The organism is Corynebacterium sp. (genome assembly GCF_022712275.1).
Taxonomy (GTDB): Bacteria; Actinomycetota; Actinomycetes; order Mycobacteriales; family Mycobacteriaceae; genus Corynebacterium.
This window is the reverse complement of sequence record NZ_JALAGU010000008.1, coordinates 34,739-49,488: the sequence shown is the minus strand read 5'-3', so window position 1 is coordinate 49,488 and position 14,750 is coordinate 34,739. Positions and strand designations below refer to the sequence as shown.

At 66.7% G+C, this 14,750-nt stretch carries 12 protein-coding genes; all 12 read left to right on the top strand.

All coding sequences use genetic code 11. The features are described from left to right. The first annotated feature begins 153 nt into the window (after window positions 1-153). The 12 genes from ftsY to Q0A27_RS01000 all read left to right on the top strand — a co-directional run bounded on the left by ftsY (window position 154) and on the right by Q0A27_RS01000 (window position 14,741). On the top strand, window positions 154-1,617 hold the full coding sequence (ftsY, locus tag Q0A27_RS01055) for a signal recognition particle-docking protein FtsY (protein ID WP_291473231.1): 1,464 nt from the start codon (window positions 154-156) through the stop codon (window positions 1,615-1,617). Window positions 1,618-1,816: 199 nt separating this feature from the next. Then, entirely contained in the window at window positions 1,817-3,175 is a 1,359-nt protein-coding gene (locus tag Q0A27_RS01050) for an ammonium transporter (protein ID WP_291473230.1), read from the top strand. A 244-nt stretch (window positions 3,176-3,419) separates the two neighbouring features. Continuing rightward, entirely contained in the window at window positions 3,420-5,018 is a 1,599-nt protein-coding gene (ffh, locus tag Q0A27_RS01045) for a signal recognition particle protein (RefSeq protein ID WP_291473229.1), read from the top strand. Between the two features lie 209 nt (window positions 5,019-5,227). Further along, window positions 5,228-5,704 (top strand): 30S ribosomal protein S16, encoded by a 477-nt coding sequence (gene rpsP / locus Q0A27_RS01040; RefSeq protein WP_291473228.1) that lies wholly within the window; start codon window positions 5,228-5,230, stop codon window positions 5,702-5,704. 414 nt (window positions 5,705-6,118) lie between these two features. Beyond that, window positions 6,119-7,462 carry an NADP-specific glutamate dehydrogenase gene (gene gdhA / locus Q0A27_RS01035; protein ID WP_291473227.1) on the top strand — a complete coding sequence of 448 codons (1,344 nt, stop codon included), beginning with the start codon at window positions 6,119-6,121 and terminating at the stop codon, window positions 7,460-7,462. A 10-nt stretch (window positions 7,463-7,472) separates the two neighbouring features. Further along, a complete protein-coding gene (locus Q0A27_RS01030; protein ID WP_291473226.1) occupies window positions 7,473-8,081 on the top strand; it encodes a ribosome maturation factor RimM in 609 nt (202 codons plus the stop codon). 21 nt (window positions 8,082-8,102) lie between these two features. Then, entirely contained in the window at window positions 8,103-9,050 is a 948-nt protein-coding gene (trmD, locus tag Q0A27_RS01025; RefSeq protein WP_291473225.1) for a tRNA (guanosine(37)-N1)-methyltransferase TrmD, read from the top strand. 138 nt (window positions 9,051-9,188) lie between these two features. Further along, window positions 9,189-10,100 (top strand): hypothetical protein, encoded by a 912-nt coding sequence (locus Q0A27_RS01020; RefSeq protein ID WP_291473224.1) that lies wholly within the window; start codon window positions 9,189-9,191, stop codon window positions 10,098-10,100. Window positions 10,101-10,130: 30 nt separating this feature from the next. Continuing rightward, window positions 10,131-12,518: a Tex family protein gene (locus Q0A27_RS01015; RefSeq protein WP_291473223.1), complete on the top strand. Its 2,388-nt coding sequence runs from the start codon at window positions 10,131-10,133 to the stop codon at window positions 12,516-12,518. 147 nt (window positions 12,519-12,665) lie between these two features. Then, window positions 12,666-13,007 (top strand): 50S ribosomal protein L19, encoded by a 342-nt coding sequence (rplS, locus tag Q0A27_RS01010; RefSeq protein WP_291473222.1) that lies wholly within the window; start codon window positions 12,666-12,668, stop codon window positions 13,005-13,007. A 265-nt stretch (window positions 13,008-13,272) separates the two neighbouring features. Continuing rightward, window positions 13,273-14,037, top strand: a complete 765-nt coding sequence (gene lepB / locus Q0A27_RS01005) for a signal peptidase I (RefSeq protein ID WP_291473272.1) — start codon at window positions 13,273-13,275, stop codon at window positions 14,035-14,037. Window positions 14,038-14,081: 44 nt separating this feature from the next. Next, complete coding sequence (locus tag Q0A27_RS01000; RefSeq protein WP_291473271.1) at window positions 14,082-14,741, top strand: ribonuclease HII; 660 nt, start codon at window positions 14,082-14,084, stop codon at window positions 14,739-14,741. Window positions 14,742-14,750: the final 9 nt, after the last annotated feature.

Below are 14,750 nucleotides of genomic sequence, written 5' to 3'. Positions count from 1 at the left end.
TCATGAGAAACTCGCGCAAAAGCCCGTTGAACCGGGATTCTCTCATGACGCCCGAGAGGAACGCATGACGCAGTGGGCCCAGGTGCAGTGAGTGACCTGCCAGTGTGGGGGTGCTGTGGCCGCGTGGGGGCGTGTTCTGATTCACTGGGGGACATGAACTCGGTCACCTGGATCATCATCGCCGTCGTCGCAGTCCTCGTCATCATTGCGCTGCTTGTCGTTCTGGGGCTGCGCAGGGGGAAGACCAAACAGGTCTCCTTCGAGAAGAAGGAGGAGCTGGAACAGAAGAAGCCGACCTCGGGGGACTATGAGGCCAAGGGCGGATTCAACTTCAGCGCCGGTACCGCCACCGGGCTCGCCGATGAGGCGCAGAAGATCGCCGAGGGGAAGAGCCCGGAGAAGGAGCCGGTGGAAAAGCCGGCGCCGACGCCTGCTCCGGAGCCCACCCCGGAGCCAGAGCCCGAGGTCGAGCCTGAGCCGGAACCCACTCCCGAGCCTGCCCCTGAGCAGGAGGCAGCGCCGGAGCCTGTTGAGGCAGAACCTGGGGCTGAGCAGGAACCGGAGCCTGAGATTGTCGAGCCGGAAGCCGAGCCGGAGCCCGAGCCGGAGCCCGAGCCTGAGGCAGAGTCGGAGCCCGAGGTTGAACCCGAACCGAGTCCCGGGTCCGCTCCCGCAGCTGCACCGGTCGAGGAGATCGCCCCGGTCGAGGGTCGTCTCGGCCGACTGCGCGGCAGCCTCTCCAAGTCCCAGAACGTCATCGGACGCGGCGTCCTCGGTATTCTGTCCGCCGGCGACCTCGACGAGGACGCCTGGGAGGAGATCGAGGACACGCTGATCATGGCCGATCTCGGTACCAAGACCACCGTCGCCGTCGTCGAGAAGCTGCGCGACCGGATCGCCACCGAGGGTGTCGAGAGCGAGGCCCAGGCCCGCGCGATGCTACGCGAGTGCCTTATCGAGGCCGCCCGTCCCGAACTCGACCGCTCCATCCACGCCATGCCCTACGACGGTAAGCCCGCCGTCATCATGGTGGTGGGCGTCAACGGCACCGGCAAGACCACCACCACCGGCAAACTGTCCCGCGTCCTCGTCGGCATGGGGCACAGCGTCCTGCTGGGTGCGGCCGACACCTTCCGTGCCGCCGCGGCCGACCAGCTCGAGACCTGGGGACGCCGCGTCGGTGCCGAGACCGTCCGTGGCAAGGAAGGCGCAGACCCGGCGTCCGTCGCCTTCGACGCCGTCGCCCGTGGCGTCGACGAGGGAGTCGATGTCGTGGTAGTCGACACCGCCGGACGCCTGCACACCTCCGTCGGCCTCATGGACCAGCTCGGCAAGGTCAAGCGTGTCGTCGAGAAGAAGGCCAAGGTCGACGAGGTCATCCTCGTGCTCGACGCCACCGTCGGGCAGAACGGCCTGATGCAGGCCCGTACCTTCCGCGACGTCGTCGACATCTCCGGTGTCGCCCTGACCAAGCTCGACGGCTCCGCCAAGGGAGGCATCGTCTTCCAGGTGCAGGAGGAACTCGGCGTCCCCGTGAAGCTCGTCGGACTGGGAGAGGGCGCGGACGATCTCGCCCCCTTCGAGGTCGAGAGCTTCGTGGATGCGCTGCTGGGGTAGCAGTCCCGGGGCCTGACAGGCCCTGATGTCAGATGCGTGACCGAGGTCGCCGTCGCAGGAAACGATCCTGTAACGGCGGCCTCGTCTCATTTCACGTGTACGAAATCTTCAGGGGCGGACCCGTGAAACACGGCTGCATTTGACTGTCTCCTGTGGCCGGTAGCCGACGCCGGCGCTAACGATCCCGAGGAGATGGACAATGACCCCAGAGGAAATGGTGACCGCCACCGGTGACTCTGCCTGGATGCTGATGAGTGCAGCTCTCGTGCTGCTCATGACCCCGGCGCTCGCGCTGTTCTACGGCGGCATGTCCCGCCAGAAGTCCGCGATCAACATGATGATGATGTCCTTCGGCACCCTGGGACTGGTGGGCGTGATCTACGTCCTCTGGGGCTGGTCGATGTCCTACGGCACCGAATCGGTGGGCGGCTGGTTCGCCAACCCCTTCGAGTTCTTCGGGCTGAAGGACTCGATCACCGATGACGCCGGTAACTACATCGTGGGTGCGGCCGGGTACGCGAATGTCATCGACATCGGATTCCAGCTGACCTTCGCCGTGATCACTGTGGCGATCATCTCCGGCTCCCTGGCCAACCGCGTGAAGTTCTCCACCTGGATGGTCTTCGCCGGCATCTGGGTCACCCTGGCCTACTTCCCCCTGGCACACATGGTCTGGGGTGGCGGCTTCCTGTCCGACTCCGAGGACGGCATCGCCGCGATGATGTTCGGCAGCACCGACGGTGAGGCGGACATCGCCCCGATCGACTTCGCCGGCGGTACGGTCGTCCACATCAACGCCGGTATGGCCGCCCTGATCCTCGCCCTGATCATCGGCCGCTCCCGTTCCTTCATGAAGTCCGACGCCCGTCCGCACAACCTCCCGCTGGTCATGCTCGGTGCGGCTCTGCTGTGGTTCGGCTGGTTCGGTTTCAACGGCGGTTCCGCCTTCGGCGCCAACGGGGACGCCGGCTTGGCCTGGCTCAACACCACTGTCGCCACCTGTGCCGCGATGCTCGGCTGGCTCCTGGTCGAGCAGCTGCGTGACAAGCACGTCACCTCCCTGGGCGCGGCGTCCGGTGTCGTCGCCGGTCTGGTCGCGGTCACCCCGGCCGCCGGTAACCTCACCCCGGTCACCGCGATCATCCTCGGTGCCGTCGGTGGTGCCCTCGCCGCGGTGGGTGTCGGCCTGAAGTACAAGTTCAAGTTCGACGACTCCCTCGACGTCGTCGGCGTCCACCTCGTCGCCGGCCTGTGGGGCACCGTCGGTATCGGCCTGCTGGCCACCGACGACGGCCTGCTCACCGGTGGTGGCGGAGACGGCTTCAAGCTGTTTATCGTCCAGATCGTCATCGCCGTGGTCGCGCTGGTCTACACCGCGATCGTCACCGCTGTCATCGGCATCATCCTGAAGAAGACCATGGGCTGGCGTATCTCCGGCAATGACGAGGTCGCCGGTATCGACTCCGTCCTGCATTCCGAGTCGGCCTACTCCGACGACGGTGACCTCACCGCCCTGGAGGCTGAGCAGGACGCAGCGGGGGTCGCCACGAAGGGCTGACGCTCCGCACCCGGCCTCCTGTCGGGCCCGTGAAACCACCGGAACCCGGTACAGATCCCGCGAACCACGCAGTTCGCGGGATCTGTGCCGGGTTCTGGTGGGTCGGTGTCCTTCTCCGATGGCTGAGACCCGGGTCCATGAGTGATGATGGCGCAACTTCCGGCCCCTCCGAATGTGCCGCCCCGTCGACACCGGGTACTGTGGTGGGGTCCGAAATCTGTAGTCCCAAGGGAGTAGTTCCACAGTGTTTGAGTCCTTGTCAGACCGCCTCGCAGGCGCCCTCAAGGGGCTGCGGGACAAAGGCCGGCTGACCGAAGCCGACATCAACGCCACCGCGCGGGAGATCCGGCTCGCCCTGCTCGAGGCCGATGTCTCGCTGACCGTGGTCCGTGGCTTCATCAAGCGGGTCAAGGAGCGCGCCAACGGTGTCGTCGTCTCCGAGGCACTCAACCCCGCCCAGCAGGTCATCAAGATCGTCGACGAGGAGCTCAAGGAGATTCTCGGCGGTGAGACCCGTCGGCTCAACCTGGCGAAGAACCCGCCGACCGTGATCATGCTCGCCGGTCTGCAGGGTGCCGGTAAGACCACGCTGGCCGGAAAGCTGGCCAAGCACCTGGTCAAGCAGGGGCACACCCCGATGCTGGTCGCCTGTGACCTGCAGCGTCCGGGCGCGGTCCAGCAGCTCCAGATCGTCGGTGAGCGCGCCGACGTCACCACCTTCGCCCCTGACCCGGGCACCTCGCTCGACTCCCTCGACCACGAGATGGGCACCAGTCACGGTGACCCGGTCGCCGTGGCCCAGGCCGGTATCGAGGAGGCCGCCCGCACCAAGCATGACGTGGTCATCATCGATACCGCCGGTCGCCTCGGCATCGACGAGGAGCTCATGACCCAGGCGCGGAACATCCGCGACGCGGTCAACCCCGACGAGGTCCTCTTCGTCATCGACGCGATGATCGGTCAGGACGCCGTCACCACCGCGGAAGCCTTCCGTGACGGTGTCGACTTCACCGGCGTCGTCCTCACCAAGCTCGACGGTGATGCCCGTGGTGGCGCCGCCCTGTCGATCCGTGAGGTCACCGGCAAGCCCATCCTCTTCGCGTCCACCGGTGAGAAGCTCGAGGACTTCGACGTCTTCCACCCGGACCGTATGGCCAACCGGATCCTCGGCATGGGTGACGTGCTCACCCTCATCGAGCAGGCCGAGCAGGTCATGGACCAGGAGAAGGCCGAGACCGCCGCCCAGCGTATGGCGTCCGGCGAACTCACCCTCGAGGACTTCCTCGAGCAGATGATGATGATCCGCCGGATGGGTCCGCTGGGCAACGTCCTCAAGATGCTGCCCGGCGGCAAGCAGATGAGCCAGATGGCCGACAACGTCGACGAGGGGCAGCTCGACCGCATCCAGGCGATCATCCGCGGTATGACCCCGGCGGAGCGTCAGGACCCGAACATCCTCAACGCCTCGCGCCGTAAGCGCATCGCCAACGGTTCCGGTGTCGCAGTCTCCGAGGTGAACCAGCTGGTCAACCGCTTCTTCGAAGCGAAGAAGATGATGGGCAGGATGGCCGGGCAGATGGGCATGGGCGGCATGAACCGTTCGGCGACGAAGAAGAAGCCGAAGGGGCGCAAGGGCAAGAACGGCAAGCGCAAGCCCGCGAAGAAGGGCGGCGGTCAGCAGCGCATGCCGCAGGGTATGCCGGGCATGCCCGGAATGGGTGGCGGAATGCCGGGTATGGGGGGCGGTATGCCGTCGATGGCCGACCTGCAGAAGATGCAGCAGCAGATGCCCCCGGGGTTCGAGAACGTCGACCTCGACAATCTCGACTTCGGCAAGAAGTAGGGGAGTAGCCGGGGCTGGTCAGGTTTGGTTCCGGGCACTTCCCTCGGGTAGTGTTGAGCGGTCTGCGTAACACCGTCACCGACCATGGTCGGCCGGTGGTCACGCGCAGGATAAATCCAAGGGTTGAACCGGCCCGGTGCCGCACCGTGAAGGTGGGCAGCGGGTGTCAGCACTGCCCGGTGACCGTCTGAAAAGAAAGAGGACCAGCAATGGCCGTCAAGATCAAGCTCCAGCGTCTCGGTAAGATCCGGACCCCGCACTACCGCGTCGTCATCGCCGACGCCCGCACCCGCCGCTCCGGCAAGGTCATCGAGAACATCGGTACCTACGAGCCGAAGGCCGAGCCGTCCGTCATCAAGATCGACTCCGAGCGCGCCCAGCACTGGCTGTCCGTCGGCGCCCAGCCGACCGAGCCGGTCCTCGCTCTGCTGAAGGTCACCGGTGACTGGCAGAAGTACAAGGGCATCGAGGGTGCCGAGGGCACCCTGAAGGTGGCAGAGGAGAAGCCGTCCAAGCTGGACCTCTTCAACGCCGCTCTCGCCGAGGCCGCCGACGGCCCGACCGCCGAGGCCATCACCTCCAAGAAGCGCGAGGCCAAGGCTGCCGCCGAGGCCAAGGCTGCCGCTGAGGCCGAGGCTGCTGACGCCGCTGAGGAAGAGGCTCCCGCCGAGGAGTCCGCGGAGTAGTCCACTCCGGCATCAGACCCCGTCGCCGCACATCGTGTGCGGAGGCGGGGTTTTCTGCATTCCGGGGTGGGGGAGGACGCCGTGGGGCGCTGCGCCGGGCCGTAGCGGGACCGGGGGTCCGACGGGGACGCCGGGGTTGGCCGTCAGCCGGTGTCGGACGGGGTGCATCCCGGCCGAATGTTTCAGGGTTCCGATGATCCGCCCCCGAATATGGTCCCCGGCCACCCCCGAAATCTCATCCAGTGGATCAATTGTTACGGCAGCGTAAAACGGAGGGCCGGAGATTGCGGTTACATTTCAGGCCGAGTGCCCTACCGGTAAACTGTCTAAGGTTTCTTGTTACGGGGACGTTACGAATGTTTCCCCGGCATGACAATACCGGACGACACTGCAGAATTACACTGAAGGAGCACGATGGACGTCGAATCCACAGTCAAGGGCTATTACGAGAAGATCCTCCAGCGCAACGCCGGTGAGCCTGAGTTCCACCAGGCCGTTTCCGAGGTGCTGGACAGCCTCCGTTTCGTCCTCGCGCAGGACCCCCACTACGCCGACCAGGGCCTCATTGAGCGCCTCGCCGAGCCGGAGCGCCAGATCATCTTCCGCGTCCCGTGGATCGACGACCAGGGCAACGTCCAGGTCAACCGTGGTTTCCGTGTGCAGTTCAACTCGGTCCTCGGCCCGTACAAGGGTGGTCTGCGTTTCCACCCGTCGGTGAACCTGGGCATCATCAAGTTCCTCGGCTTCGAGCAGATCTTCAAGAACTCCCTCACCGGCCTGCCCATCGGCGGCGGCAAGGGTGGCTCCGACTTCGACCCCAAGGGCCGCAGCGAGCTCGAGATCATGCGCTTCTGCCAGTCCTTCATGACTGAGCTGCACCGCCACATCGGCGACAAGACCGACGTCCCCGCCGGTGATATCGGAGTCGGTGGCCGTGAGATCGGCTACCTCTTCGGTCAGTACCGCAAGATGACCGGCCGTCACGAGTCCGGCACCCTGACCGGCAAGGGCCTGCAGTGGGGTGGCTCCCTCGTCCGCACCGAGGCCACCGGCTACGGCTGCGTGTACTTCACCCAGGAGATGATGGCGGCCCGTCACGAGCGCCTCCACGGCTCCAAGGTCATCGTCTCCGGTTCCGGCAACGTGGCCATCTACGCCATCGAGAAGGCCCAGGAGCTCGGCGCCACTGTCGTCGGCTTCTCCGACTCCTCCGGCTACGTCTTCACCCCCGACGGCGTGGATGTCGAGCTGCTCAAGGACATCAAGGAGGTCCGTCGCCTGCGTGTGTCCGACTACGCCAAGGAAGTTTCCGGCGCCACCTTCCACAAGGGCGGCAACATCTGGGAGCTTGAGGCTGACGTCGCTCTGCCGTGTGCCACCCAGAACGAGCTGGACGGCGAGTCCGCCCAGATGCTCGCCGACAACGGTGTGAAGTACGTCGCCGAGGGTGCGAACATGCCCTGCACCCACGACGCCGTCCAGGTCTTCCAGAAGCGCAAGATCGACTTCGCCCCGGGCAAGGCCGCCAACGCCGGTGGTGTCGCCACCTCGGCCCTGGAGATGCAGCAGAACGCCTCCCGTGACTCCTGGTCCTTCGAGTACACCGACAAGCGTCTGCAGGACATCATGCGCAAGATCTTCAAGAACACCGCGCGTACCGCCGGCGAGTACGGTGTCGAAGGCGACTACGTCGTCGGCGCGAACATCGCCGGCTTCAAGAAGGTCGCCGACGCGATGATCGCCCAGGGCGTCATCTAGTCTGTAGTGCATGACAGAACTGCAGATCGGACGGGTCATCAAGCCGCACGGTGTGCGCGGCGAACTCGTCGTCGACGCCACGACCGATGACCCGTCCACCCGCTTCGCCGTGGGTACGGCACTCACCGGGCGCCAGGGGGGAAGTGCACGGGGAGGGCGCTCCGGCAAGGAGACCACTCTCACGGTGAAGTCGGTGCGGCCCCACCAGAGTCGCCTGCTCGTCACTTTCGAGGAGGTCGCTGACCGTACAGCCGCGGAGTCTCTGCGCGGTATGCGCTTCTTCGCCCCGCCGGTCTTCGACGAGGACGACGAGGGCTACTACGACCACGAGCTCGAGGGGCTGCGCGTCCTCAACTGTGGCCCGGTGGACGCCGAGACCGCCAACGCCCGCGCCTACGAGGGGGCGGAGCCCGCGCCGGTCGACATCGGCGAGGTCGCCGGTGTGACCCACGGCCCGGCGGGCACCCTGCTGGAGATCGCGGTGGACGCCGACACCGACCTCCCCACCGCCGGGGCCACCATCCTGGTGCCCTTCCGCCACGCCATCGTCCCCATCGTGGACGTGGACAACGGCGCACTGGTCGTCACCCCGCCGGAGGGGCTGCTCGAACTGCAGTGACCGGTCACTATGATCGGTGCAATGCGTATCGACGTCGTCACCATCTTCCCCGAGTACCTCGACCCGCTGCGGCATGCGCTGCTGGGGCGTGCCATTGAGCGGGGCATCCTGGAGGTCGGCGTCCATAATCTGCGTGACTGGGCCCATGACGTGCACAAGGCCGTCGACGACACGCCCTTCGGCGGTGGCCCGGGGATGGTCATGAAGCCGGAGGTCTGGGGTCCGGCGCTCGACGACGTCGCTGCCCTGACAGGGCCGGTCGCTGACGACGCACTGCTGGCCTCGGCGTCCCCGCATGTCCGGTCCGGCCTCCGCGCCGGCAAGGAGACAGCGCAGGAGACAGCGCAGGAGACAGCGCAGGAGACAGCGCAGGAGACCACGAAGGACGCCGCGGGGGAGCCGCAGGATGACGACCGCCCCGACCGCCCCGTCCTCATCGTCCCGACCCCGGCCGGACGTCCCTTCACCCAGGAGATGGCGCAGCAGTGGGCCTCGGCGCAGCGGCTGGTCTTCGCCTGTGGCCGCTACGAGGGCATCGACCAGCGGGTCTTCACCGACGCGGAGCAGCGTTACCGGGTCGAGGAGGTCTCACTGGGTGACTACGTCCTCATCGGTGGCGAGGTTGCGGTGCTCGTCATCGCCGAGGCCGTGGTGCGGCTGATCCCCGGCGTCCTCGGCAACCGGGCCAGCCACGAGGAGGATTCCTTCCAGGACGGCCTGCTTGAAGGCCCGAGCTACACCAAGCCGCGGGTCTGGCGGGATCTGGAGGTACCCGAGGTTCTCACCTCCGGCAACCACGCGAAGGTCGACCGGTGGCGTCGTGACCAGTCACTGCACCGGACCCTCAGCGTACGTCCGGAACTGGTCGAGGCGCAGGAGGCCACCGGCCAGCTGGACAAGAAGGACCGGGCCACGCTCCGTGACCTTGACAAGGCTGTGACCTGGTCGGATCCGGCACAGAAAAAGTAGTCCACAGCCCCCGGGTTATCCACAGGGTCCTGGGCTTTCAGGTCTGAGGCCGATGGTGGCGTCCTCCCGGCAGGCTAGTGTCGGCTCCCACGCCCCGGGAACCGGACGGTCCGGCAGGGGGCGGGGAGGGGCCCAGCCATGCTGTACAAGAACCCGGTCGACCATCCGACCATCGAGGAGATCACCGTCTACCCGCTCAACCGTGCAGAACTGCGGATGGCGGACGCCTACGTCAGCGACCGCTCCTCGGTGGAGCGGTCAGCCCTGGAACAGGCGGTGCGGGGCCGGGGAACGGCCTATGTCGCACGGTTCCGGCACACCACGGAGATGTCCTGGCGGATGCCGGTGCTGTACTCCGAGGCACTGGCCGACGGCCGGATGACCATCGACCACCTCGACACCGTGTGGCGTCGGCTGGACCGGCATCCCGGGGTGCGGACCGAGATCGACGACCAGATCCTCCGGAGAGAGGAACGGAAGGCCGAACGCGAGAAACGGTTGAAGGTCGCACACGAGGCGGCCGAGGCAGGGGAACCGGTGCCGGACTGGACGGGGGAGGAGGACCATGACGACCGGTGGAGTGAGCGCCACCACGAGGAGGCGTACAACAAGTACGACCACCCGCTGCCCCGGCCGGAGAACGGGCGCTGCTCCCATATCGACCAGGCCGTGGAACGAGAGGTCATCGACTGGCTGCGGTCCACCCCGCGACGGTTGTCCTCGGTCGACGGTTCCCGCACAGTCGCCCCGTCACCGTCGGTGACCGTCCACAAACTCCGCGACATCGTCGACCGGGCGGCGGACGCGGTGGTCGAGGAACTGGGCCGGTTGCGGGAGCAGTCCCTGGAGCGGGAAGAGGAGGCGGACCGCCGGCGTGAGGCAGCCGCGGTCAAGGCACGGGAGGACGCTGGGAAGCGGGCGAAGCGCCGGGCCGAACGTGCGGCGAAGAAGAAGGCTGAGGAGAAGGCGGAGGAGAAGGCGGAGGAGAAGGCGGAGGCTGAGGCGGCGGCCACGGCGAAGCCGGCGGGGGAGACCGGCCTCCCGTTCTGACCCCTCAGTGCCCCGGCTACAGTGGTCCGAATGACCGGACGTGAGATCAACGGACAGATGACCACAGCAGTGATCAGGACGATCGCCAGCGAACTCGGGGTCTCCGAGTCGCAGGTGTCGGCCACCGTGAACCTGCTCGATGAGGGTAATACCGTGCCCTTCATCGCCCGCTACCGCAAGGAGGTCACCGGAGGTCTCGACGACGCGCAGCTGCGCACCCTCGAGACCCGGCTGACCTACCTGCGGGAACTGGAGGCCCGTAAGGCCACGGTCCTCGCCGCGATCGAGGAGCAGGGAAAGCTCACCGACGACCTGCGGGACCTCATCCTCGGCTGTGGGACCAAGGCCCGGCTGGAGGACCTCTACCTGCCGTTCAAGTCCACCCGCCGCACCAAGGCCACCATCGCCCGGGAGGCCGGTCTGGAGCCGCTGGTCGAGTTGCTGCTCGGCGACTGCACCACTGATCCCGCCGAGCTGGCGGCGTCCTACATCACCGAGGGATTCGATGATGCCAAGGCGGTGCTCACCGGTGCGCGTGCCATCGTCCTGGAGGAGATCTCCACCGATGCCGACCTGGTCGGCGAGGTGCGCGAGCGCTTCTACACCACCGGCGCGATGACCGCCGGTGTCGTCGAGGGGAAGCAGAACTCCACCGAGGCCCAGAAGTACCGCGACTACTTCGAGTTCTCCGAGCCCTTCACCGCACTGCCGTCCCACCGCATCCTCGCGCTGCTGCGCGGTGAATCCGAGGGCGTCCTCCAGCTCACCCTCGACCCGGGTGAGGATGAGATCTACCAGGGCATGATCGCCAATGCCCGTGGTCTTGAGCCGCAGGGGGACGCCGCCGACAAGTTCCGTGCCGAGTGCGTCCGCTACGGCTGGCGTACGAAGCTGCAGATCTCCTCCGGTGTGGATGTGCGCATGCGTCTCAAGGAGAAGGCGGACGCCGGGGCAGTCGATGTCTTCGCCCGTAATCTGCGCGACCTGCTGCTCGCCGCACCCGCCGGACAGCGTGCGACCCTGGGCCTGGACCCCGGCTACCGCAACGGTGTGAAGTGCGCTGCGGTCGACCCGACCGGCAAGGTCCTCGACACCGTCGTCATCTACCCGCACCAGCCGCAGAACAAGTGGAACCAGTCTGTCGACACTCTCGCCCGGATCTGTGCGAAGGACGGCGTCGACCTCATGGCCGTCGGCAACGGCACCGCGTCCCGTGAGACCGAGAAGTTGGCCCGTGAGATCTCCGAGAAGGTCTCCGCCGCCACCGGCCGGCGTCCGACCCCCGTCGTCGTCTCCGAGGCCGGTGCCTCGGTGTACTCCGCCTCCGAGCTCGCCGCCGACGAGTTCCCCGACATGGACGTCTCGCTGCGTGGTGCAGTGTCCATCGCACGCCGGCTCCAGGACCCGCTGGCCGAGCTGGTGAAAATCGACCCGAAGTCCATCGGTGTCGGCCAGTACCAGCACGATGTCAACCAGGTCATGCTGGCCGACAGCCTCGACAGCGTCGTCGAGGACGCGGTGAACTCCGTCGGCGTGGACGTCAACACCGCCTCGGCACCGCTGCTGCGCCGGGTCGCCGGGGTGACCGCCACCCTCGCGGAGAACATCGTCCACCACCGTGAGGACAATGGCGCGTTCACCTCCCGCCGTCAGCTCAAGGACGTCTCCCGGCTGGGACCGAAGGCCTTTGAGCAGTGCGCCGGCTTCCTGCGGATCCGCGGTGCGACCGACCCACTGGACGCCTCCGCGGTGCACCCCGAGGCCTACCCGCTGGTCCGGCGGATCACCGAGCGCACCGGGGTGGGCGTGGCCGAGCTCATCGGCAACACCCGGGTGCTGTCGGAGCTGCGTCCGGAGGATTTCGCCGACGACACTTTCGGCGTACCCACCGTCACCGACGTCCTCGCCGAGCTGGACAAGCCGGGCCGTGACCCGCGTCCGGAGTTCAGGACAGCCGCCCTGGCAGAGGGGATCGAGAAAATCTCCGACCTCACCCCGGGCATGGTGCTCGAGGGCACGGTGACCAATGTCGCCGCCTTCGGCGCCTTCGTGGACGTGGGAGTGCACCAGGACGGCCTGGTCCATGTCTCGGCGATGGCTGAACGGCGCGTCAACGACCCGCACGAGATTGTCCGCACCGGTCAGGTCGTCAAGGTCAAGGTCATGGAGATCGACGTGGAGCGTCAGCGCATCGGGCTGTCTCTCCGGCTCACCGATGAGCCCGGGAAGCCGGCGCAGCGTAGCCGCGGTGGTCGTGGCGGCAACGGTGGCAACGGCGGTGGACGCCGCGACGGCCAGCGAGGACAGGGTCGACAGAACCAGGGCGGTCGACAGGGCGGTCGACAGGGTGGCAGGGGAGCGGCCCCCGCCGCGTCCGGATCGATGGCGGACGCACTGCGTCGGGCAGGGAAGATTTGATCCCGACCTCCACCCGCTGGCATACTTGACCGGTTGCGTGTCATGCGCACGAAAACTCAATGGTGTGGGCACGAACGCGCCGACCGCCGGTGGACACCGGTGGCGTCGTGAGTCCTCTGTCCGATCGAAAAGAAACAGGAGTGCCACATGCACTATCTCGACAAGGTCGACGCCGCTCAGCTGCGTTCCGACATCCCGGATTTCCGTCCCGGCGACACCCTTGACGTCCACGTCAAGGTCATCGAGGGCTCCAAGAGCCGTATCCAGGTGTTCCGTGGTGTCGTCATCCGCCGCCAGAACTCCGGCATCCGCGAGACCTTCACCGTCCGCAAGATCTCCTTCGGCATCGGCGTGGAGCGTACCTTCCCGGTCCACTCCCCGAACATCGACCACATCGACGTCCTGACCCGCGGTAAGGTTCGTCGCGCGAAGCTGTACTACCTGCGCGAGCTGCGTGGCAAGAAGGCCAAGATCAAGGAGCGCCGCTAGGCGCCACCGGGTCTTCGACCGAGCACCTTCTGTACAGACCCCGTCCGGCAGGACGTCCTGAAAACGGACATCCGCCGGGCGGGGTTCTGTCATACCTGTCCGCGTCAATCCCGCTCTGACCCGCCGGTCCTGCCTCGCATACAGGGGGTTGACAGAGTCGGCTGATATTGTCATTTACGTGACCCACGCCAGCAATTCTCACCCGGGATCCGCCGGTGACTCCGGTGATTCGGTGCCAGCATCGTCAGCAGCGACCGACCGACCCCTGACGGAGAAGGAGAAGGTCGCCGCCCGTCGGCGGGCGGAGGAGGAGCGACGGGGGAAGAAGCGGACGTACCCCTGGTGGGTCGAGTTCCCGATCATCCTCGTCGTCGCTCTGGCGCTGCTGGCGCTGTTCAACACCTTCGTCGGACGCCTCTACCAGATTCCCTCGGAGTCGATGGAGCCCACGCTCCACGGCTGTGAGGGCTGTACCGGTGACCGCATCTTCGTCAACAAGCTCGCCTACCGGTTCGGCGGCGACCCGGAGCCGGGGGACGTCGTCGTCTTCGTCGGCCCGGACTCCTGGAACGACAGGTACGTCTCCCAGCGTTCCGACAACAGCGTCACCCGCGGGATCCAGACCGGCCTGTCCTATATCGGCATCCTCGCGCCTGATGAGAACACCCTGGTCAAGCGTGTTATCGCCACGGGTGGTCAGACCGTCCAGTGCCTCGAGGGCGACCCCGGGATCATGGTCGACGGCAAGGAGGTCGACAGTTCCTACGTCCAGGACCCGGCAGCCTACCCGGTCGACCCGGTCACCGGCTCCGACGTCTGCGGCGGTGCCTACTTCGGTCCGGTCACCGTCCCCGACGGCAACCTGTGGATGATGGGCGACAACCGCACCAACTCCGGCGACTCCCGCTACCACCTCGGCGACGAACTCCAGGGCACCGTTCCGGTCGACAATGTCGTCGGCAAGGTCGAGGGCAAGGTCTGGCCGCTCAGCCGGCTCGGCAGCGTCGACGACCCCGACATCCAGAAGTAGGTGCTCCGGTGAGCGCGACAGTGGAGGTGCACCCGGTGCGTTCCATGCCGGAGGGACGCACCCTCGAATGGGCCGTACACAAAGCCGGACTCGACCCGGTCGTCGGCGTCGACGAGGCAGGACGCGGCGCCTGCTGTGGACCGGTCACCATCGCCGCCTGTATCCTCCCGCCGGGGCCGCTGCCGGAACTCGACGGCCTCACGGACTCGAAGAAGCTCACCGCGAAGAAACGGGACAGGCTCTTCGACATCATCGTGGATCTGGCCGTGGACTATGCGGTCGTGCACGTCCCTGCGTCCTACGTCGATGAGTGGGGCATCCAGCACGCCAACCTGGGCGGGATGCGCCGGGCGGTGGCGCGGCTGGACGTGCGTCCCGGCTACATCCTCACCGATGCCATGAAGATCGACGGCTTCACCCGGCCACACCTGCCGGTGGTCAAGGGGGACCTGATCTGCCGGTGTATCTCGGCGGCGAGTGTGCTGGCGAAGGTGAGCCGCGACCGGATGATGGTCGACCTGGATTCTCGGTACCCCGGCTACGGCCTGGCCGGGCACAAGGGCTACGGGACCGCCGCGCACATGGAGTCGGTGTGCCTGCTCGGCGGGACCCCGGAACACCGATACACTTACTCGAACGTGGCCGCCGCACATGCGCGGTGGCGTGAAAGCCAACAGACCCAGCCGACCCAGCAGAAGGGGTGATCCGTACAC

Excerpts from the sequence above, each read along its gene's own strand:
- Q0A27_RS01015 (WP_291473223.1), top strand. The coding sequence starts at position 10,131 with ATGACCGGACGTGAGATCAACGGACAGATGACCACAGCAGTGATCAGG.
- rpsP (WP_291473228.1), top strand. The coding sequence starts at position 5,228 with ATGGCCGTCAAGATCAAGCTCCAGCGTCTCGGTAAGATCCGGACCCCG.
- Q0A27_RS01050 (WP_291473230.1), top strand. The coding sequence starts at position 1,817 with ATGACCCCAGAGGAAATGGTGACCGCCACCGGTGACTCTGCCTGGATG.
- gdhA (WP_291473227.1), top strand. The coding sequence starts at position 6,119 with ATGGACGTCGAATCCACAGTCAAGGGCTATTACGAGAAGATCCTCCAG.
- Q0A27_RS01030 (WP_291473226.1), top strand. The coding sequence starts at position 7,473 with ATGACAGAACTGCAGATCGGACGGGTCATCAAGCCGCACGGTGTGCGC.
- ftsY (WP_291473231.1), top strand. The coding sequence starts at position 154 with ATGAACTCGGTCACCTGGATCATCATCGCCGTCGTCGCAGTCCTCGTC.
- Q0A27_RS01000 (WP_291473271.1), top strand. The coding sequence starts at position 14,082 with ATGCCGGAGGGACGCACCCTCGAATGGGCCGTACACAAAGCCGGACTC.
- Q0A27_RS01020 (WP_291473224.1), top strand. The coding sequence starts at position 9,189 with ATGCTGTACAAGAACCCGGTCGACCATCCGACCATCGAGGAGATCACC.
- rplS (WP_291473222.1), top strand. The coding sequence starts at position 12,666 with ATGCACTATCTCGACAAGGTCGACGCCGCTCAGCTGCGTTCCGACATC.
- trmD (WP_291473225.1), top strand. The coding sequence starts at position 8,103 with ATGCGTATCGACGTCGTCACCATCTTCCCCGAGTACCTCGACCCGCTG.